18 protein-coding genes and 1 pseudogene are annotated in these 20,078 nt (G+C 70.5%); 12 read left to right on the top strand and 7 right to left on the bottom strand.

Going from position 1 to position 20,078, the window contains the following annotated elements:
- Window positions 1-51: 51 nt before the first annotated feature.
- Window positions 52-747 carry a hypothetical protein gene (locus ACWGR4_RS47195; RefSeq protein ID WP_452134346.1) on the bottom strand — a complete coding sequence of 232 codons (696 nt, stop codon included), beginning with the start codon at window positions 745-747 and terminating at the stop codon, window positions 52-54.
- Entirely contained in the window at window positions 744-1,250 is a 507-nt protein-coding gene (locus tag ACWGR4_RS47200; protein WP_452133682.1) for a hypothetical protein, read from the bottom strand. Before ACWGR4_RS47200 ends, ACWGR4_RS47195 begins: the two co-directional genes overlap by 4 nt.
- A 298-nt stretch (window positions 1,251-1,548) precedes the next feature.
- Here ACWGR4_RS47200 and ACWGR4_RS47205 point away from each other — a divergent pair, with 298 nt between their 5' ends.
- From ACWGR4_RS47205 to ACWGR4_RS47225, 5 genes and pseudogenes are all read left to right on the top strand, one after another.
- The gene (locus ACWGR4_RS47205; protein ID WP_452133681.1) at window positions 1,549-2,046 is read left to right on the top strand and encodes a MarR family winged helix-turn-helix transcriptional regulator; all 498 of its coding nucleotides are present in this window, start codon (window positions 1,549-1,551) and stop codon (window positions 2,044-2,046) included.
- A gap of 221 nt (window positions 2,047-2,267) precedes the next feature.
- Window positions 2,268-2,688, top strand: a pseudogene (locus ACWGR4_RS47210) (Uma2 family endonuclease).
- 139 nt (window positions 2,689-2,827) lie between these two features.
- Window positions 2,828-4,051, top strand: a complete 1,224-nt coding sequence (gene ilvA, locus ACWGR4_RS47215; RefSeq protein WP_379999575.1) for a threonine ammonia-lyase — start codon at window positions 2,828-2,830, stop codon at window positions 4,049-4,051.
- 309 nt (window positions 4,052-4,360) lie between these two features.
- Window positions 4,361-5,398 (top strand): ATP-binding cassette domain-containing protein, encoded by a 1,038-nt coding sequence (locus ACWGR4_RS47220; RefSeq protein ID WP_379999577.1) that lies wholly within the window; start codon window positions 4,361-4,363, stop codon window positions 5,396-5,398.
- A 40-nt stretch (window positions 5,399-5,438) separates the two neighbouring features.
- Window positions 5,439-6,245 carry an ABC transporter permease gene (locus ACWGR4_RS47225; RefSeq protein ID WP_379999579.1) on the top strand — a complete coding sequence of 269 codons (807 nt, stop codon included), beginning with the start codon at window positions 5,439-5,441 and terminating at the stop codon, window positions 6,243-6,245.
- Window positions 6,246-6,330: 85 nt separating this feature from the next.
- Here the strand turns inward: ACWGR4_RS47225 and greA are convergent, their stop codons facing one another.
- Together greA and ACWGR4_RS47235 are read right to left on the bottom strand one after the other, a co-directional pair.
- Window positions 6,331-6,828 (bottom strand): transcription elongation factor GreA, encoded by a 498-nt coding sequence (gene greA, locus ACWGR4_RS47230; RefSeq protein WP_078979433.1) that lies wholly within the window; start codon window positions 6,826-6,828, stop codon window positions 6,331-6,333.
- 306 nt (window positions 6,829-7,134) lie between these two features.
- Window positions 7,135-7,521, bottom strand: a complete 387-nt coding sequence (locus ACWGR4_RS47235; RefSeq protein ID WP_379999581.1) for a DUF4307 domain-containing protein — start codon at window positions 7,519-7,521, stop codon at window positions 7,135-7,137.
- A gap of 169 nt (window positions 7,522-7,690) precedes the next feature.
- Between ACWGR4_RS47235 and mca the strand changes: the two genes are divergently transcribed.
- From mca to ACWGR4_RS47250, 3 genes are all read left to right on the top strand, one after another.
- Window positions 7,691-8,545 (top strand): mycothiol conjugate amidase Mca, encoded by an 855-nt coding sequence (gene mca / locus ACWGR4_RS47240; protein WP_078976819.1) that lies wholly within the window; start codon window positions 7,691-7,693, stop codon window positions 8,543-8,545.
- Between the two features lie 121 nt (window positions 8,546-8,666).
- A complete protein-coding gene (locus ACWGR4_RS47245) occupies window positions 8,667-8,915 on the top strand; it encodes a hypothetical protein (protein WP_379999583.1) in 249 nt (82 codons plus the stop codon).
- A 37-nt stretch (window positions 8,916-8,952) separates the two neighbouring features.
- On the top strand, window positions 8,953-11,016 hold the full coding sequence (locus ACWGR4_RS47250; protein WP_452133680.1) for a thioredoxin domain-containing protein: 2,064 nt from the start codon (window positions 8,953-8,955) through the stop codon (window positions 11,014-11,016).
- Window positions 11,017-11,073: 57 nt separating this feature from the next.
- Here ACWGR4_RS47250 and ACWGR4_RS47255 read toward each other — a convergent pair whose 3' ends face one another.
- From ACWGR4_RS47255 to trhA, 3 genes are all read right to left on the bottom strand, one after another.
- Complete coding sequence (locus ACWGR4_RS47255) at window positions 11,074-11,703, bottom strand: TetR family transcriptional regulator (RefSeq protein WP_452133679.1); 630 nt, start codon at window positions 11,701-11,703, stop codon at window positions 11,074-11,076.
- Complete coding sequence (locus tag ACWGR4_RS47260; protein WP_452133678.1) at window positions 11,675-13,297, bottom strand: MFS transporter; 1,623 nt, start codon at window positions 13,295-13,297, stop codon at window positions 11,675-11,677. Before ACWGR4_RS47260 ends, ACWGR4_RS47255 begins: the two co-directional genes overlap by 29 nt.
- A 174-nt stretch (window positions 13,298-13,471) precedes the next feature.
- The gene (trhA, locus tag ACWGR4_RS47265) at window positions 13,472-14,137 is read right to left on the bottom strand and encodes a PAQR family membrane homeostasis protein TrhA (RefSeq protein ID WP_379999591.1); all 666 of its coding nucleotides are present in this window, start codon (window positions 14,135-14,137) and stop codon (window positions 13,472-13,474) included.
- Between the two features lie 245 nt (window positions 14,138-14,382).
- Between trhA and ACWGR4_RS47270 the strand changes: the two genes are divergently transcribed.
- The 4 genes from ACWGR4_RS47270 to ACWGR4_RS47285 all read left to right on the top strand — a co-directional run bounded on the left by ACWGR4_RS47270 (window position 14,383) and on the right by ACWGR4_RS47285 (window position 20,003).
- Window positions 14,383-16,185: a phosphoenolpyruvate carboxykinase (GTP) gene (locus ACWGR4_RS47270; protein WP_452133971.1), complete on the top strand. Its 1,803-nt coding sequence runs from the start codon at window positions 14,383-14,385 to the stop codon at window positions 16,183-16,185.
- Between the two features lie 302 nt (window positions 16,186-16,487).
- On the top strand, window positions 16,488-17,249 hold the full coding sequence (locus tag ACWGR4_RS47275) for an isoprenyl transferase (protein WP_379999594.1): 762 nt from the start codon (window positions 16,488-16,490) through the stop codon (window positions 17,247-17,249).
- 291 nt (window positions 17,250-17,540) lie between these two features.
- Entirely contained in the window at window positions 17,541-18,857 is a 1,317-nt protein-coding gene (locus ACWGR4_RS47280) for a PhoH family protein (protein ID WP_379999596.1), read from the top strand.
- 588 nt (window positions 18,858-19,445) lie between these two features.
- Entirely contained in the window at window positions 19,446-20,003 is a 558-nt protein-coding gene (locus ACWGR4_RS47285; RefSeq protein ID WP_379999598.1) for a lytic transglycosylase domain-containing protein, read from the top strand.
- Window positions 20,004-20,078 lie beyond the last annotated feature (75 nt).

Consider the following 20,078-nt stretch of genomic DNA (forward strand, 5'->3'; position numbering starts at 1 on the left):
CGGTCGGCCCACCCGGCGCTCGGGACCCGCCGACTTCCGCCGGCACCGGCCCTATCGCGCCCCGTCCGTACAACCCGCGCAGGCCGCGACCAGGTTGCCCGCCTCGTCGTAGACGGTGATCGAGACCGGGGTCCCGCCGGTGAAGGCCCACAGGTAGGCCACCCCGGGCAGGTCCGCCGGGCGCTCCAGGCGCATCCGGCGGGCGCCCACGGCGTCGTGGAGTTCGCCCCGCAGCGCCGGGGCGGTCGTACCGCGCCCGATCAGGACGGCGACCACCAACCGCTGTCCGGCGGGCGCGTACCGGCCCGAAGGCATGATCGCCGTGTCCAGCCGCCCCGGGGTGGGCAGGAAGCGACACCGCGCCTCCTCCGGCTCGGCCGCGCCGCCCAGGCACCAGGACGACTCGCCCTCGGGGCCGCTGTCGCCGATCCACGCCGACGCGCCGAAGCCGACGTCGGTACGCAGATCCGACGACTCGCTCCGGTCCACCGGCCACAGCGGTGTGGGATCCGGCGGCGCCGGCGGCAGGCCGCCCCCGCCGCCGCTGCCCGGGACGGCCAGCCACAGACCGCCGGCCGCCGCGCCGGCCAGTACGACCGAGCCGAACACGTGGCGCAGCCTGCGCAGCGCCGCCCGTCGCCGCACCCGCCGGGCCAGATTCGGCGGCAGCGGCCGATACGGGAACTCCGGCGGCTCGGGCACCTCCTCCGCGTCCGCCGCGCCCGGCGGCGACACGGTCACGCTCATCGGTACGCCTCCGAGCCCGCGGCGAGATCCGTCGCCTCCCGCACCCCGACCCGCGCCGCGCGGACCAGCCCGCCGCCGGCCAGGACCTGCGCCATCCCGCGCCGCCACGCCCCGGACACCGTCTCCACCGGCAGCCCCATCGCCTCGGCCGCGTCGTACTCGTCCAACCGCGCGTAAAGCCGCAACACCACCGCGGCCCGCTCCATCCGGCCGAGCCGGTCCAGCGTCGTGAACGGCTCGCCCGCGTCCGGGAGTTCGTGGTCGTGCCCGCGCGGCCCCGGACGCCACGGATCCAGGTAGCCGGCCATCAGCGCCCGCCACGCGGTGCGTACCGGATCCTGGCTCGGCAGTCGGCTCCACTTCAGACAGGTATGCGCCAGCGCCCGCTCGACCCGGCGTTCCGCACGTTGTCGGTCACCGGTGAGCAGATCCGCGGCGTGCAGCAACTGCGTGCCGACCGTATGGACGAAAACCTCGAACTCGCGAGCGTCGCGCTTGTGCACGGTGCCTCCCGCAGGTCTGCCGAGCGGATGCCCTCGGGCCCGGCTCGGTGCCGTCGCCGCTCTGTCTGTGCTGCTGCCCCACACCTGTCCGGGTAGTCGCGGGCCGCGACATATCGCCCCTCGGTACCGCATCCCCGTCACCGGGCCCGCACTCCGGCAACGGCGGCAAAACACCCCGTTGTGGCCACGGTAAAACCCTCGGCGGCATTGCGGGGTGGAATCGTCCGGTCGGGGCCCGGTGATCCCGGTCCGCGCAATATCCTCGGGGGCATCACATCGGATCGACGAACGAGCGGCGATGACACCGGAACAGGACCCGATCGACCCCACCGGCTCTGCGGACCCGCTCTACGACCGCCTGCAGCACGAGGTGGCCCTCTTCGCGCGGCGCGCCGAACAGACCCGTCTCGGCGCCGTCGGCGAACTGCGCAACTCGATGGACCGCGCGGCCTACCTACTGCTCGGCCGGTTGGAGGCGGGCGGCCCGATGGGCGTCAAGGCCCTCGCGCAGGCGATGACGATCGACTCGTCCACGGTGACCCGCCAGGTCACCCCGCTGGTCGAACAGGGCCTGGTCGACCGGGTCCCCAACCCGGACGACGGCCGCGCGGTCCTCCTCGAACTCTCCACCGAGGGCCGCGACCGCCTCCACCAGGTCCGCAACGCCCGCCAACGCCTGATGGCCGAAATCTGCGAAGGCTGGAGCCTGGACGACCGCGAACGCTTCACCGCCCTCCTCACCAGATTCAACGCCTCCATGGAACGCCGCCAATCCCGCACCACATCGGAGTCGTGACCGCGCCCTCCACGCGGCCTCGACGCGATGACCGTGCCATCGTGACGCGGGACATGCCGGCCGAGAGCGGGCCGGCGGCCACGTCGACCGAGCCGGCCATCGGCCCGGCGGCGGGCGAAGTCCGGGACCGGGCCTTCCCGAAGGCGGGCGCCTCGGGAGCACAGAACAGTAGGGAGCCCAGCGGCGCTGGAACTGTGGAAGCTCCTCGAAGGAGGCACACCATGACCGCCGAGATGGTGGCGCCCGCGTGGATGCACACACAAATCAGCGCGGAACAGTACGACTCCTGGTCCGAGGAGCAGTGCGCAGGCATTGAGTTTGTGGACGGGATGGTCGTCGTGAGCCCGAGCGCTACCAAGCGGGACAGCCGGTTGGCCCGGATTCTGGCCAATGCCCTGGACGCGGCTGCAGGCCCGGACTGGAACGCCGACACGGACTTCGACGTCCGCCTGCAGGACGTCCCGCTCACCGACCGTCGTCCGGACGTCGTCGTCTACCGGGCGGAGACCGTCGACCTCACCCCCACACGTCCGGAACACGTACTCCTGGTCGTCGAGGGTCTACAGGGACGGCGAGATGTTCACCGGTACGGTCAAGGCCACTGCGCCCTTCTCCATGAAGATCGATCTCACGGCCCTGTAAGGCACTACGGGGAATCCCGTCGGCCGATCAGCCACCGGACGCGGTCACCGTGGGCGGCGGGGCCGCGAGTGGCCCTGCGCCTGTCGGGCAACACGGCACCCGGCGCGGGGGCGGGGGTGGTTGGTGCGACACTCGGCGTATGAGCAGCCCTGCCTCGGACGTGGTGAATCTCCACGACATCCGCCTTGCGCGGAAGATGTTGGAAAGTGTCGTCCGCGAGACGCCGATGCGGTCCTGTCGGGCGCTGACCGATCGTGTCGGCACACCCGTCCATCTCAAGTGCGAGAACCTCCAGCGCACCGGGTCGTTCAAGATTCGCGGCGCCTACGTGCGGATCGCGGGACTGTCCGAGGCCGAGCGGGCCCGGGGCGTGGTCGCCGCCAGCGCCGGCAACCACGCGCAGGGCGTCGCGCTCGCGGCCCGCACCCTCGGTGTCGCGTCCACCGTGTTCATGCCGGCCGGCGCGCCGCTGCCCAAGGTCGCCGCGACCCGCTCCTACGGCGCCGAGGTGATCCTCGGCGGGGACAACGTCGAACACGCGCTGGCCGCCGCGCGCGCCCACGCGGACGAGACCGGCGCGGTGTTCATCCACCCGTTCGACCACCGCGACGTGGTGGCCGGCCAGGGCACCGTGGGCCTGGAGATCCTGGAGCAGTGCCCCGAGGTCAAGACCATCCTCGTGGGCACCGGCGGCGGCGGCCTGCTGGCCGGAATCTCCGTGGCCGTCAAGGCACTTCGCCCCGACGTCAAGGTGATCGGCGTACAGGCCGCCTCCGCCGCCGCCTATCCGCCCTCGCTCGCCGCCGGTGCCCCCGTGTCGCTGCCCTCGTTCGGCACGATGGCCGACGGGATCGCGGTCGGCCGCCCCGGCGAGGTGCCCTTCGCGCTGATCCGCGAGTACACCGACGCGATCCGGACCGTCGGCGAGGAGTCCCTGTCCCAGGCGCTGCTGCTGTGCATGGAGCGGGCCAAGCTGGTGGTCGAACCGGCCGGCGCCGCGTCGGTGGCGGCGCTGCTCGAGGTCGGCGAGCCGATCGAGGGCCCGGTGGTCGCGGTGTTGTCCGGGGGCAACGTGGACCCGCTGCTGATGTTGCGGGTATTGCGACACGGCCTGGCCTCGGCCGGCCGCTACCTCTCGCTGCGCGTGCGGATCCCCGACAGCCCGGGCGCGCTGGCCACCCTGCTCGGCCGGTTGGCGGAGACCGACGCCAACATCGCGGCGGTGTCGCACGTACGCACCGATGCCACGCTGCGCGTCGGCGAGGCGGACGTGGACCTGCAACTGGAGACCAAGGGCCGCAGCCACTGCGCGGCCGTGGTGGAGGCGCTGTACGGCGCGGGGTACACGGTCAGCAAGAGCTGACCGCGAGGTAGGGACAGGCCGAAGCCGCCTCCGGGCACGACGCCCCGACGGCCGAACCGGCATGCCCGCGCCCCCTCCCGGCGTGCGGGCGCGGCGATTGTCGGTGCCATGTGCTTGGCTCGACGCACGAGCCATGCCCGCCCACGGAGGACGCGGCCGTGCGGGACCGGGTCGGCCGCACGGAGTCGCGCCGCCGGTGAAATGCGGTCGCACACTCACCGCGTCCGGGCGCATGGTGGAGATCCCAATCGATCCATCCGACCGCGGCCCCACCCCCTGCCCCACCCGCACGAGGAGTGATCCACCGACATGCAGGAAGCGATCGTCGCCGAAGGTCTCGTGAAGACCTTCGGCTCGGTCCGAGCACTCGACGGCGTGGACGTGAGTGTGCCCACCGGCACCGTCCTCGGTCTGCTCGGCCCGAACGGCGCAGGCAAGACGACATGCGTACGCGTACTGACCACACTGCTCAAACCCGACTCGGGGCGAGCCGTGGTGGCCGGTCACGACGTGCTCAAGAACCCCAACGAGGTCCGCCGCTCGATCGGTTTGTCCGGGCAGTTCGCCGCCGTGGACGAATACCTGACCGGCCGGGAGAACCTGCGGATGGTCGGCGAGTTGTACCAGCTGAGCGGGCGCGAGGCCAAGCGTCGCGCCGACGAGTTGTTGGCCCAGTTCGACCTGGCCGACGCGGGCGATCGGCCCGCCAAGACCTATTCCGGCGGGATGCGCCGCAGGCTCGACCTGGCGGCGGCCCTGGTGGTCAGCCCGCCGGTGATGTTCATGGACGAGCCGACCACCGGCCTCGACCCGCGCAACCGCATGGCGCTGTGGCGGGTGATCGAGAACCTGGTCTCCGACGGCACCACGCTGCTGCTGACCACGCAATATCTGGAGGAGGCCGACCACCTCGCGCACGACATCGCGGTGGTCGACCACGGCAAGGTGATCGCGCGCGGCACGGCCGACGAGCTCAAGGCCAGGGTCGGCGGCGAGCGCGTCGAGGTGGTCGTGCACGACGAGGAACGACTGACCGAGGCCACCGAGATGCTGGCCGGGTTCGGCAAGGGCGAGCTGGGTGTGGTCAAGCTCCAGCGCCGGATCACCGTCCCGGTCATAGGCGGCGCCAAACTGCTCGCCGAGGTCATCCGCGAACTGGACGCGCGCGGCATCGAGATCGACGACATCGGGCTGCGTCGACCCACCCTCGACGACGTGTTCATCACCCTCACGGGACACGCGATGGAAACCGAGGACGGCAACACCGACGACGCAGACGGCGAGGCGGACACGGACGAGAACGAGGCCGGTCCGCAGCGCGGTCGCGGCAAGGCGGTGAAGAGCTGATGGCAGGGCCGACCAAGGCGTTCGGAGAGGGGTGCGTCGCATGAGCATGGTGGCCGATTCCTGGGTCATCGCGCGCAGGAATCTGATCCGGATGACCCGGATTCCCGAGATGGTCCTGTTCGGGATCATCCAACCGGTGATGTTCGTGGTGTTGTTCACGTACGTCTTCGGCGGCTCGATGAAGATCGGCGATACCACCGACCCGGACGTCTACAAGGACTTCCTGATGCCGGGCATCTTCGCGCAGACCGTCACCTTCGCCACGGCGGGATCCGCGGCCGGCATCGCGGACGACGCGCAGAAGGGGCTGATGGACCGGTTCCGGTCGTTGCCGATGGCGCGTGGTGCCGTACTGACCGGCCGCACCGTCGCCGACCTCGTGCAGACGGCTCTGACGCTGGTCATCCTCGCGGCCGTCGCACTGCTCGTGGGTTGGCGGACCGGCACGGCCGAGTCGACCAACGCCGCGCGCATCCTGGCGGGTTTCGGCCTGCTGCTCCTTCTGGGCTACGCGTTCACCTGGATCGGCGCGCTGATCGGTCTGTCGGTGCGTACCCCGGAGGCGGCGACCTCGGGCGGGATCATCTGGCTGTTCCCGGTCACGTTCATCTCGAACGCCTTCGTGGATTCGTCGCAGATGACGCCCTGGGTGCGACACATCGCCGACTGGAACCCGTTCAGCGCCACGGTGCAGGCCGCGCGGGTGTTGTTCGGCTCGCCGGGTGTCGTGCAGTCCGACGCCTGGCCGATGCAGCACCCGGTGTGGGCCTCGCTGCTGTGGTCCGTGGTGATCGTCGCGCTGTTCCGCACGCTGGCGGTGCGCAAGTACCGGTCCGCGGTCTCCTGACCCGAGGGCCGCGTACCGCACATCCTCGAAAAACACGGCCGGCCCGGCCCCCCGCGCGGGGGGCCGGGCCGTGTCGCGTCGGTGCTCAGCCCCGGTAGGGCTTGGCGTCCACGACCTCGACACTGGTGGTCTTGCCGTTCGGCAGCGCGAAGGTGGCCTGGTGGCCGATGGTCTTGCCATTGATCGCCTTGCCCAGCGGGGACTGGGGCGAGTAGACCTCGATGTCGGTCACGGCGTCCTCGCGCGAGCCGAGCAGGAAGGTGGTGGGGTCGTCCTTGTCGCCGTCGAAGACGACGGTCACGACCATGCCGGGCTCGACGACGCCGTCGTCCGCGGGCGCCTCGCCGACCTTGGCGTTCTGGAGCAGGCCGATGAGCTGGCGAATGCGCAACTCCTGCTTGCCCTGCTCCTCCTTGGCCGCGTGGTAGCCCGCGTTCTCCTTGAGGTCGCCTTCCTGGCGGGCCTCTTCGATCTTCACGGCGATCTCGGCACGGCCGGGACCCGACAGGTCTTCCAGCTCGGCCTTCAGCCGGTCGTACGCCTCCTGGGTGAGCCAGGTGACGCTTTCGCTGGTCTGGGTCACGGGGTGCTCCTCGTAGGTTTGCGACGGGGGTGCGTACACGGTGCGTACGAAATACACGGTGCGTACGAAAGAGGTACACGCGACCCCCGCGCCGCCCGGGCGGGCCCCGGCGGCGGAGGGGGTCACATATACCAGCGCCCCCTCACCGTCCGCGGTGTGAACACCTCGGGTCGTGAGGGGACGAAGCTTCGAGAGTAACAATCTCCCGCCGTCCGGGGCAGTCACCCGAGTCCGGGTGACATGCGACACCGGCGGGTGCGGCGGCAACGCCGTTGGCCGCGGTACGGTGCGGCGGGGCCGCGTCAATCAACCGACGGTGTGACAGTTCTCCAGCTCGGCGGTGTTCGGCTTGCCCGCCGTCTGCAACGTCTCGGTGCGCTCGATGTGCTTCTCGCCCTTGGCGAACCGCAGTTCGCGGCGACCGACCTCGGCGCCGTCGCGATCGCGCGAGCGCAATACGCAGACGGCTTCCTTGTCGGCGTCCTTGCGGATCTCGACCCGGGCCTCCACCGAGGAATCCGAGGTCACCCGAAAGCTCGGAATAGACCCGCGCACGCCGGGGTTCGCCACATCGAGGCCGATCCACACCGTCCCGGCCACGAGCACGACCATGAAGACCGCGAACGCGATCCGCAGTTTGCGATCGCTTCGGGTGGCGCCCTTGCCGTAACGGGTGACGGGCGTTGCGCTCACCGGGTCTCCTGCGGGACGGGCCCGGGTTTGCGCCCGGGCGAGATCTATCGGCCACTATATGTCGGGTGCAAGAGCGGCCCTCTACAGGTCCCGGCGGTTCACCCGGCGGCTGGGACACGGGGCACGGATGAGGAGCGACGTTCCGGTGAGTGACGATCGACTGAGGCTGATGGCGGTGCACGCGCACCCCGACGACGAGTCGAGCAAGGGCGCGGCCACGATGGCCCGCTATGTCGCCGAGGGGGCCGAGGTCCTCGTCGCGACCTGTACCGGCGGCGAACGCGGCTCGGTACTGAACCCCGCCCTCCAGGGCGACCCGGAGATCGAGGCGAACATCCACGAGGTGCGCCGCAAGGAGATGGACGCGGCCCGCGAGATCCTGGGCGTGGAGCAGGCCTGGCTGGGCTGGGAGGACTCGGGACTGCCCGAGGGCGACCCGCTGCCGCCGCTCCCGGAGGGCTGCTTCGCGCTCCTCGACGTGGACAAGGCGGCCGAGCCGCTGGTCCGGCTGATCCGCGAGTTCCGCCCGCACGTGATCACCACGTACGACGAGAACGGCGGCTACCCGCACCCGGACCACATCCAGACGCACAAGATCACCATGGTGGCGTTCGACGCCGCAGGCGACCCGGACGCCTACCCGGGCGCCGGCGAGCCGTGGCAGCCGCTGAAGCTGTACTACAACCAGGGCATCTCCCGGGCGCGGATCGAGGCGCTGCACGAGGGCATGCAAAAGCGCGGCCTGGAGTCCCCCTACGGCGAATGGCTGGAGCGCTGGGGCGACCGGGACGAGCGCGACATCACCACGCGCGTGCCGTGCGCCGACTGGTTCGAGACCCGGGACCGGGCGCTGATCGCGCACGCCACCCAGGTGGACCCGGACGGCTTCTGGTTCCGCGTGCCGATCTCGGTGCAGCGCGAGGTGTGGCCGACGGAGGACTACGAGCTGGTGCGGTCGCTGGTGGACACCGACCTGCCCGAGGACGACCTGTTCGCTGGTGTGCGGGTGGGTGTGCGCCGGTAGGCGGCGGCGATCGATACGCGCGAGGGCCCGGGAGCGACTTTCCGGGCCCTCGGTGCATACGTTCCGGCGATCGGATGTCACTCTTGACACCGAGGGGTTCCGATCCAGGAGGTAGTTCGTCATGTCGCTCGCGGTCCAGCTCGCGGTCGAGGAAAGCAAGGTCACGCCCGGCCTGCTCGGATTCGTGGTGGTCGCGTTCCTGGCGGTCGCCACGTGGCTGCTGCTGAAGTCGATGAACACGCGGCTCAAGCGGGTGGACTTCGACGAGAGCGGCAAGCCGGCCGAGAGCCGCGAGCCCGCCGAAGCGGATGCGGCACAGCCGACCGACGCGGCGCAGAAGAAGGAAGACAACGGCGCGCCCGTCGCCTGAGCGGTCCCCCGCGCGGCGGCCCTGCGAGGATGGCGCCATGCCGAATCGTCTCGTCGGGTCCACGTCGCCCTACCTGTTGCAGCACGCCGACAATCCCGTCGACTGGTGGCCGTGGGGTGAGGAGGCGTTCGCGGAGGCGCGTCGCCGGGATGTGCCGATCCTGCTCAGCGTCGGGTACAGCGCCTGCCACTGGTGTCATGTGATGGCCCACGAGTCGTTCGAGGACGAGGCCACCGCCGCGATCGTCAACGCCGACTTCGTGGCGATCAAGGTCGACCGCGAGGAACGCCCGGACGTGGACGCGGTCTACATGGAGGCCACGGTCGCGTTGAACGGCGGTCAGGGCGGCTGGCCGATGACGGTGTTCGCCACCCCCGACGGCGAGCCGTTCCACTGCGGCACCTACTACCCGAACGCGGCCCGCCACGGCATGCCCTCGTTCCGCCAACTGCTGCACGCGGTCAAGGTCGCCTGGAAGGACCGCAACGACGAGGTGCGCCGCACCGGCACCCAGATCGCCGCCTCCCTGGCCGCCCCCCGCGCGTTGTACACCGACGGCGCGGCGCCGACCGCCGAGGAGTTGGACGCGGCGCTGACCCTGCTCGCGCACGACTACGACACCGCGCACGGCGGCTTCGGCCACGCGCCCAAGTTCCCGCCGTCGATGGTGCTCGAATTCCTGCTGCGCCACCACGCCAGGACCGAGTCCGAGGCGGCCCTGGGCATCGTCCAGGAGACCTGCGAGGCGATGGCTCGCGGCGGCCTCTACGACCAGCTCGGCGGCGGCTTCGCGCGCTACTCGGTGGACGAGGCGTGGGTGGTGCCGCACTTCGAGAAGATGCTCTACGACAACGCCCAGTTGATTCGGGTCTACACCCACCTGTGGCGGGCCACGGGCAGCGAGTTCGCCCGCCGGATCGCGTTGCAGACCGCCGACTTCGTGGTGCGCGAACTGCGCACTCCCGAGGGCGCGTTCGCCTCCGCGCTGGACGCGGACAGCGCGGATGCCGAGGGCCACTCCGTGGAGGGCGCGTTCTACGTGTGGACTCCGGCCGAGCTGGTCGAGGTGCTGGGCGCCGAGGACGGCGCGTGGGCCGCCGACGTGTTCGGGGTGACCGAGGAGGGCACCTTCGAGCACGGGCGGTCGGTGCTGCGACTGGCCGACGACCCCGAGGACTTCGAGCGGCTGACCGACGTGCGGGCGAGGTTGCTGGCCGCGCGCGGGAAGCGGGAGCGGCCGGGGCGCGACGACAAGGTCGTGGCCGCGTGGAACGGGCTCACCATCGCCGCGCTGGCCGAGGCCGGCACCCTGTTCTCCCGCCCGGACCTGCTCGACGCCGCGCTCGCGGCGGCCGACCTGCTGGTCGCGGTGCACCTGGGCGGCGACGAGGACGACGAGCTGGGCGACCGGCTGGTACGCACCTCGCGCGACGGCCGGCCCGGGCCGAACGCCGGGGTCCTGGAGGACTACGCGGACGTGGCCGAGGGGTTCCTGGCGCTGTACGCGGTGACCGCCGACGACGCGTGGCTGACCTTCGCCGGGGTGCTCGTGGACGTGATCCTGGGGCACTTCGTGGACGAGGACGGCGCGCTGTACGACACCGCCGACGACGCGGAGGAGCTGTTCCGCCGCCCGCAGGACCCCACCGACGGGGTCACCCCCTCGGGCTGGACCGGCGCGGCCGGCGCCCTGCTCGGCTACGCGGCGTATCTGGGCTCGGCCGAACACCGCGAGGCCGCCGGACGCGCGCTCGGCGTGGTCCGGGTGCTGGCGGCCCAGACGCCGCGCGGGATCGGCTGGGGCCTGGCGGTCGCCGAGGCGTGGCTGGACGGCCCGCGCGAGATCGCCGTGGTCGGCCCGCGCGACGACGACGCAACCTGGGCGCTCTACCTGACCGCGCTGATGACCACTGCGCCCGGTGCCGTGGTCGCGATGGGCGACCCGGCCGAGGACCCGCCGGTGCCGCTGCTGCGCGACCGCACGCCGGTGGGCGGCAGGCCGGCGGCGTACGTGTGCCGGCACTTCACCTGCGACGCCCCGGTGACCGACCCGGAGCAGCTGGCCGACCAGGTCCTGGCCAAGGCGGTCGCCCGAGCCTGAACGCACCCGCCTGAACCCACCCGTCCGGGCCCGACCACCGGGCCCGGGTCCGCCCCGTCACGGCCCCTCCCGCAACCCCGCCTCCAGGATCCCCAGCGCCCGGTCCACCAGCACCGCCGGATCCCCGACGCAGCCGCCCTCCGCCCAGGTCAAGATCGCGTCCGCCATCGCCGCGTTGATCGAGGAGACGGCCACCCGGAGGTCGAAGTCCTGTGCCGAGCGCCCGGTCCGGGCGGCGTACGTCTCGGCCATCAGCCGCCACGTCTCGATCTGCTGTTCGTAGCTGCGCCGCCGCAGCGCCGGCACGCCGACCACGAGCGACATCCGGGTGATCATCTCCTCGCCCTCCTCGCGCATGATCCGCCGCAGCGCGTCCACCACGCCGGTGCGCACGATCCGGATCAGGCTGGTGCCCTCGGGGGCGCTGCGCAGGATCTCCACGAGCATCGGGTCGTACTCGTCGGTGAGCACGACGTCCTCCTTGCTCGGGAAGTAGCGGAAGAAGGTGCTCGGCGAGATCTCCGCGGCCTCGGCGATCTGGTCCACGGTGGTCGCGTCGTAGCCGTGCTCGCGAAAGAGCCGATAGGCCTCGCGACGGATCGCCCGCCGGGTCTTGATCTTCTTGCGCTCGCGCAGCCCCGCGGGAGCGACGGGCAGGTCAGGGATGGAGGACTCCTTCGCGGTCATGCTCCGATTCTCCCGGTCCGGCCGTGCCGTCTGCTCCCGGTCCGCCCGCGCCGTCCGTCGGCGCCGGGGGCGTCGCGGCGCGGCGGGGCAGGAAGACCGCCACCGCGGCGGCCAGGACCAGGGCGGTGACGCCGCAGATCAGCAGGCTCAGGTCCATGCCGTGCACGAACGCGTCGCGGGCCGAGTCGAGCAGCGCCGGGTCGGCGCCGTGGCCGGCCACCTTCGCCGCGCCGCCGATCGACTCGCGCGCGGTGTCGGCGACCGGGTCGGCACGCCCGCCCGTGTCGATCCGGTCCACGTAGGTCGACGCGAGCACGCTGCCCAGGATGGCCACCCCGAGTGCGCCCGCGACCTGGCGCAGGGTCTGCACCAGGGCCGACCCCATCCCGGCCCGCTCCGGCGCGACGCCCGCCATCACCGCGTCCATCGCGGGCACCAGGGACAACCCCAGGCCCATCCCCGTCAACACCAGCCAGCAGGCCGTCCACCCGTAGCCGTCGTCGGCCGAGCCGGTCGCGCCCAGCAGCAGTCCGCAGCCGAGCAGGAACATCCCGCCGGGGATGACCACCTTGTAGCCGAGACGCGGCGCGACCTTGTCGCTCGCCAGCGCGGTCACGAACAGCCCGCCGAGCAGCGGCAACAGCCGCAGGCCGGTGCCCAGCGCACTGCTTCCGTCGACGCCCTGGAACCGCTGCGGGACCAGGAACAACACCCCCGACATGGCGAAGGACGGCACCAGCGCGGAGATCGTGGCCCACAGGAAGTTGCGGTCGCGGAAGAGCCCGAAGTCGATCATCGGCCGCCGGGCCCGGCTCTCGCGCACCGCCACGCTCGCCGCGAGCAGCGCCGCCGCGCCGAACAGGGTGAGCACCCGCGCGTCGCCCCAGCCCCACTCGGGTGCCTCGATCACCGCGAAGATCAGCGTGGTCAGCGTGGCGGTCACCAGGACCGTGACCGCGACGTCCACCCGGGGCGCGTCGGCGGAGCGCGAGACCGGCAACAGGAACCCGCAGACCAGCAGGGCGAGCCCGACCATCGGGATGTTGATCAGGAACACCGAGCCCCACCAGAAGTGCTCCAGGAGCAGCCCGCCCAGGATCGGTCCGAGCGGGATGCCCAGCGCGGTGCTCGCGGCCCAGATCGAGATCGCCCGGCCACGCTCGGCGGCGGGGAAGAGCGAGGGCAGGATGGACAACGACAGCGGCATGATGAACGCCCCGCCGACGCCCATCAGCGCGCGGGCCGCGATCACCCCCTCGACCGAGCCGACGAGCGCGCCGACCACCGAGCCGACGCCGAACACGGCGAGCCCGACCAGCAGGAAGCGTCGCCGGCCGTAGCGGTCGCCGATCAGTCCGGCCGGGAGCATCAGCGCCGCGAACACCACGATGTAGGAGTCGGCGATCCACTGGAGGTCGCCCGTGCTCGCGCCCAATCGATCGCTCATCGTCGGCATCGCCACGTTGATGATCGTGGTGTCCAGGCCGACCACCAGAAGGCCGACCACCAGCGCCCCCAACGCCCACCACCGCCTGGGATCCGGTGGCCCCTCGGCCTCGGTCGTGCGGGTCGACTCACCCGTCGTCGCTTCCATGACAGCTACCTCCTATTGAGTGCTTCTACTTTATGACAGTAGCTCTCAAAAGTCAGTGGCAGTCACTTTTCTCGGCAAAGGGCAGCCCAAGCTCGGGGGAAAATCCGGAAAAGCCCGAAGGCCCGCAACTCCCGGGGGAGTTGCGGGCCTTCGGGCCGACGGGTGTGGGTCGGGTCAGCGCAGCGCGACCAGCGCGACGGCGATGAAGTGGCTCGCGAACGCGAGCAGTGTGAAGGCGTGGAAGACCTCGTGGAAGCCGAACCACTGCGGCGACGGGTTGGGCCGCTTGATCCCGTAGACCACCGCGCCGAGGCTGTAGAGCACGCCGCCGACGATCACCAGGACCACCACCGCGACGCCGCCCTCGCGCATGAACTCGGGCAGGTAGAACACCGCCGCCCAGCCCAGCACGACATAGATCGGGGTGTAGAGCCAGCGGGGCGCGCCGATCCAAAAGACCCGGAAACCAATGCCGGCGAGTGCCCCGATCCACACCGCCCAGAGCAGTATTTGGTCGCTTTTGCCCAGCAATAGGATGGTCAACGGGGTGTAGGTGCCCGCGATGATCAGGAAGATGTTGGCGTGGTCGAGCCGCCGCAACACCGCCTCGCCGCGCGGTCCCCAGTTGCCGCGGTGGTACACCCCGGAGGTGCCGAAGAGCATCGCCGCGGTCAGTGCGAACACGCCGCACGCGACGCGGGATTTGGCGTCGTCGGCCAGTGCGACCAGGACTATGCCCGCGGCCACCGCCAGTGGAAAGGTGCCCGCGTGGATCCATCCGCGGAGCCTGGGTTTGATGGGCGACAAGGGCGCCGTGAAGCCATGTGCGTCCACACTCATGGGCCCGAGTGTACTTACGGCGACGTAGGTTACCGGTAAGTACGGAGTGAGACACATCACGGGAGATCTTGTCCCGGAGGGGCGCGAAAGCGCACGTCTTTGGGGTTTTCGGTCCGGGACGGGGCACAACTTCCAGGTGGGGGCCCGATCCCGGACGGTTCCGTGTTCGACCGACCGGATAAAATCCCCGCAACCCTCAACCCGACGCCTGGGACTCGCCGTCCCGGGCGCGAAATGGAGCGATCGTGGCCAACGAGGTCCCGACGAAACACAGGCAGCTGCTCGACTGGGTGAGCGAGATCGCCCGGCTGACCCAGCCCGACCGAATCGAATGGTGTGACGGTTCGGAAGAGGAGTACCAGCGCCTCGCCGACCTCCTCGTCGAGAAGGGCACCTTCCGCAAGCTCGACGAGAACAAGCGCCCCAACAGCTACTACGCGACGTCCGACCCTCGGGACGTCGCGCGTGTCGAGGACCGGACCTTCATCTGCTCCGAAAAGGAGGAGGACGCGGGTCCGACCAACAACTGGATAGCCCCGGCCGAGATGCGCACCAAGCTCGACGGGCTGTTCGCCGGTTCGATGCGTGGTCGCACGATGTACGTGGTGCCCTTCTGCATGGGTCCGGTCGGCTCGCCGCTGGCCGCCTACGGCGTCGAGATCACCGACTCCGCCTACGTCGCGGTGTCGATGCGCACGATGACTCGCATGGGGCAGGCGGTCCTGGACTACCTGGGTACCGACGGCGAGTTCGTCAAGGCCGTGCACACCGTCGGGGCACCGCTCGCCGAGGGCGAGGCGGACGTGCCGTGGCCGTGCAACACCGAGAAGTACATCACGCACTTCCCCGAGGACCGGGAGATTTGGTCCTTCGGCTCGGGCTACGGTGGCAACGCCCTGCTCGGCAAGAAGTGCTACGCGCTCCGGATCGCGTCGGTCATGGCGCGCGACGAGGGCTGGATGGCCGAGCACATGCTGATCCTGAAGCTCACGCCTCCCTCGGGCGCCGAGCCGAAGTTCATCGCCGCGGCCTTCCCCTCGGCGTGTGGCAAGACCAACCTCGCGATGCTCCAGCCGACCATTCCGGGCTGGACCGTGGAGACCGTCGGCGACGACATCGCGTGGATGCGGTTCGGCGAGGACGGCCGGCTCTACGCGATCAACCCCGAGGCGGGCTTCTTCGGGGTCGCGCCGGGCACCGGCGAGCACACCAACGCCAACGCGATGAAGACCATGTGGGGCAACTCGGTCTTCACCAACGTCGCGCTCACCGACGACAACGACGTCTGGTGGGAGGGTATGACGGAGGAGCCGCCGGCCCACCTGATCGACTGGAAGGGCAACGACTGGACGCCCGAGTCGGACACCCCCGCCGCCCACCCCAACGCGCGCTTCACCGTCCCGGCCGCCCAGTGCCCGACGATCGCGCCGGAGTGGGAGGACCCGAAGGGCGTGCCGATCTCGGCGATCCTCTTCGGTGGCCGCCGGGCCAGCGCGGTGCCGCTGGTGACGGAGTCCTTCGACTGGCAGCACGGCGTCTTCCTCGGCGCGAACGTCGCCTCGGAGAAGACCGCCGCCGCCGAGGGCACGGTCGGCGAGCTGCGCCGCGACCCGTTCGCGATGTTGCCGTTCTGCGGCTACAACATGGGCGACTACATGGCGCACTGGCTGGACATAGGCCAGGCCACCTCGGCCGACAAGCTGCCGAAGATCTACTACGTGAACTGGTTCCGCAAGGACGCGGACGGCAAGTTCGTGTGGCCGGGCTTCGGCGAGAACAGCCGGGTGCTCAAGTGGATCGTCGAGCGCCTGGAAGGGATCGCCGGCGGCGTGGACACCCCGATCGGCGTACTGCCCACGCGCGAATCGCTGGACCTCAAGGGTCTGGACCTGAGCGACGCGGAGCTGGACCTGCTGCTGAGTGTGGACCGGGAGATCTGGAAGCAGGAGGCCGCACTGGTCCCCGAGCACCTGGAGAAGTTCGGCACCCACACCCCGCAGGGTCTGTGGGACGAGTACAACGAGCTGGTCGCGCGACTCGACGGCTGAGCCGGCCCTGCGCCGACATCGAGCGGACGGTACGCCGACGGTTGAGCTGACTCGACGTCAAAATACCGGTACGCTCCGGGCCCGGCGGGATCTCCTCCCGCCGGGCCCTCGGCGTTTCGACCGGTTCCTTCCCCGGCCGGGGCCCGGTCGGCCCCGAAGCGCGTGTCGTGGCGCGACACGCCGATCGCGGGCCGACCTTCACCGCATCTTCACGCCTGTCCTCCGCTGCGTGAGATCGAGCGGGCGTCGGACGGGAGTAGGGTTTTCGGCGCGGGTGATCACGGACGGAGGAGCAGGTGGACATGGGCCTGCGGGACCTCGCATACGGCGCGTACGGCAAGCGCATCGAGGCGTCGCTCGACCGTACGGTGATACCGCGTCACGTCGGCGTCATCCTCGACGGCAACCGCCGTTGGGCGAAGGCGTACGGCGAGCAGGTAGCCGAGGGGCACCGCAAGGGCGCCGACAAGATCCACGAGCTGCTCACCTGGTGCGAAGAGGTCGGCGTCGAGGTGGTCACCCTGTGGCTGCTGTCCACCGACAACCTCAACCGGCCGCCCGACGAGCTGGCCGACCTGATGGTGATCATCGAGAACGCGGTCACCGACCTGGCCGCCGCGCGGCGCTGGCGGGTGCACCCGGTGGGCGCGCTCGACCTGCTGCCCGAACACACGCGCGATGTGCTGAAACGATCCGAGGCCGAGACCGCCGACCTGACCGGCGTCTTCGTCAACGTCGCGGTCGGCTACGGCGGTCGCCACGAGATCGCCGACGCGGTGCGCTCGCTGCTGGTCGAGCACGCCGGCAAGGGCACCTCGATCGAGGAGTTGGCCGAGGTGCTCGACGTCGAGCACATCGCGGAGCACCTGTACACGCGCGGGCAGCCCGATCCGGACCTGGTCATCCGAACCTCGGGTGAACAGCGGTTGTCCGGCTTCCTGTTGTGGCAGAGTGCGCATTCGGAGTTCTACTTCTGCGAGGCCTTCTGGCCGGACTTCCGAAAAGTCGACTTTCTCCGGGCGTTGCGCGACTACTCCGCCCGCCATCGCCGCTACGGGGCCTGACGCCTCGTCACCGGGCTTGTCGGAGCCAGGGGTTCCACCGGTGTGTGATCATCCGGTTTGTGTTGGACCCCCCGCGGCCGGGCATAACCCCGTCGGGCCGGCGCACATCATGTGGGCCGGTGCGATATGTGGGTGACACCCCGTCACCTGCCCGGGAGGCCCTTCCGTGCACTTCAAGCTCCACTGTTCACGGCGACAGGAGGGTCGGGCACCCGGCCTTCGGGCCGGGGCCCGGACTCCGAGCGATCAGGGCGCACGGTGCGCGTGCCCTGAGAGGGGGCGAGGCACTCCGTGGCCACGATCCAACGCCGTGCTCCGCAGCACCGGACGTATGTCCTCGACACCAGCGTGCTCCTTGCCGATCCGTCGGCGCTCTTGAAGTTCGACGAGCACGAGGTGGTTCTGCCCGTCGTCGTGATCACCGAGTTGGAGGCCAAGCGGCACCACCCGGAGCTGGGCTACTTCGCCCGGCACGCGCTGCGGATGCTCGACGAGCTCCGTACGCAGTACGGGCGGCTCGACGCGCCGGTGCCGATCGGCGAGTCCGGCGGCACCCTGCGGGTGGAGCTCAATCACATCGACGCGACGGTGTTGCCGCCCGGCTTCCGGTTGGGTGACAACGACTCGCGGATCCTGGCGGTGGCCAGGCACCTCATGGCCGAGGGGCACGATGTGACGCTGGTGTCCAAGGACGTCCCGATGCGGGTCAAGGCCTCCGCCGTGGGGCTGAGCGCGGAGGAGTACCGCGCCGAACTGGTGAACACCTCGGGCTGGACGGGGATGGCCGAACTCCAGGTCGACTCCGCCGACATCGACGCCCTGTTCGAGCACGACCGCACACACATCGAACAGGCCGCCGACCTGCCCTGTCACACCGGTCTCGTGCTGGTCTCCGAGCGCGGCAAGGCGCTCGGCCGGGTCACCGCCGACAAGCAGGTCCGACTGGTGCGCGGCGACCGCGACGTGTTCGGCCTGCACGGGCGCAGTGCCGAGCAGCGGATAGCGCTGGATCTGTTGCTCGACCCCGACATCGGCATCGTGTCCATGGGCGGCCGGGCCGGCACCGGCAAGTCGGCGCTGGCGATGTGCGCGGGCCTGGAGGCGGTCCTGGAGCGCAATCAGCACCGGAAGGTGATGGTCTTCCGGCCGCTGTACGCGGTGGGTGGTCAGGAACTCGGCTACCTGCCGGGCACCGAGAACGAGAAGATGAGCCCCTGGGCCCAGGCGGTCTTCGACACGTTGTCGGCGGTGACCACGTCGGATGTGATCGAGGAGGTCGTCGCGCGCGGGATGTTGGAGGTCCTGCCGCTCACCCACATCCGCGGGCGTTCGCTGCACGACGCGTTCGTGATCGTCGACGAGGCGCAGTCCCTGGAGCGCAATGTGCTGCTGACCGTGCTGTCGCGGATCGGCAGCAATTCGCGGGTGGTGCTCACCCACGACGTCGCCCAGCGGGACAACCTGCGGGTGGGTCGGCACGACGGAGTGGTCGCGGTGGTGGAGAAGTTGAAGGGGCATCCGCTGTTCGCGCACGTGACGTTGACCCGATCGGAGCGCTCGCCGATCGCGGCCCTGGTGACCGAGATGCTGGAGGACCTGCCGGGCTGACGGATGCCTGGTGAACGACCTGCGGGAGTGCTTCGACCGGCCCCGCCGCCGACGTCTCGACTGCTTCGAGATGTCGGCGGCGGGGCTTCGACGTGTCCGCATATTCCGGGTGGAAACGGTCTGCGGCGAAATGGAAAAGGCTTGATGATTCCGGGAGTTGTGATGTTCGCCACGTCTCGGGAAATTTGCTTCCCGATGTTTGGCTGAGGCAGGCTGCTGGACTTGTAAGACCTCCGCGTACAGCTCGGCCCCGAAAACTCAACACATGACCTGCTGTACGCCACCCACGGCACGCGCCCGGCGAACGATCGGGCGCGCAGGCCGAAACGCCCCCCGAGGGGGCGGGGGAGACCGGAGGTTGGACCCGTTCGCCGCTTGGATCGCGGTGCACGCCTGCCGGAAGGAACGTGTGTGAGCCGGATCTCGGTTCGGGGGATAGCCGTGGCGTCAGCCACCGCTGTCACGGCCGTTGGCGCCGTGGTCGGATTCAGTGGCACGGGCGTTTCCGCGTCCGCCGACGCCCAGACGGCAGACGAAGCGAGCACCACGAAGCTTCTCGAGGTTCCCGCGGCCCCCGCGGCGCAGCAGTTGAGCACCGGTATCACCCACCAGGCCGACGCGCAGACCGCCGCCTACGACGAGGCGCAGCGGGTGCAGGCCGAAGAGGCCGCCCGGGTCAAGGCCGAGCGCGACGCGGCCGAGAAGGCGGCGGCGGAGAAGGCCGCGGCCGACAAGGCCGCCGCGGAAAAGGAAGCCGCCGAGAAGGAAGCCGCCCAGAAGGAAGCCGACCGCAAGGCGGCCGCCGAGCGCGCGGCGCGATCCGACAACCGCGGCGCGGTGGAGAAGGTGTCGGCGTCCGCCGCCGACGCCCAGGCGATCGCCAAGTCGATGATGAGCGCGAGTTCGTACACGTGCTTCAGCAACATCGTCCAGAAGGAGAGCGGCTGGCGGGTCAACGCCACCAACTCCTCCTCCGGCGCGTACGGTCTGATGCAGGCCCTGCCCGCGAGCAAGTACGCCTCCGCCGGCGCCGACTGGCGAACCAACCCCGCGACGCAGATCAAGTGGGGCCTGAGCTACATGAACGAGCGCTACGGCAGCCCGTGCCAGGCGTGGACGTTCTGGCAGAGCCACAACTGGTACTGAGCCGGCCGCGGGTCTTCGACCCGCCCCGTCGCCCACGACCGAGCCCCGCCCGCCTTTCGGCGCGCGGGGCTCGGT

Source organism: Embleya sp. NPDC055664, from assembly GCF_053618075.1.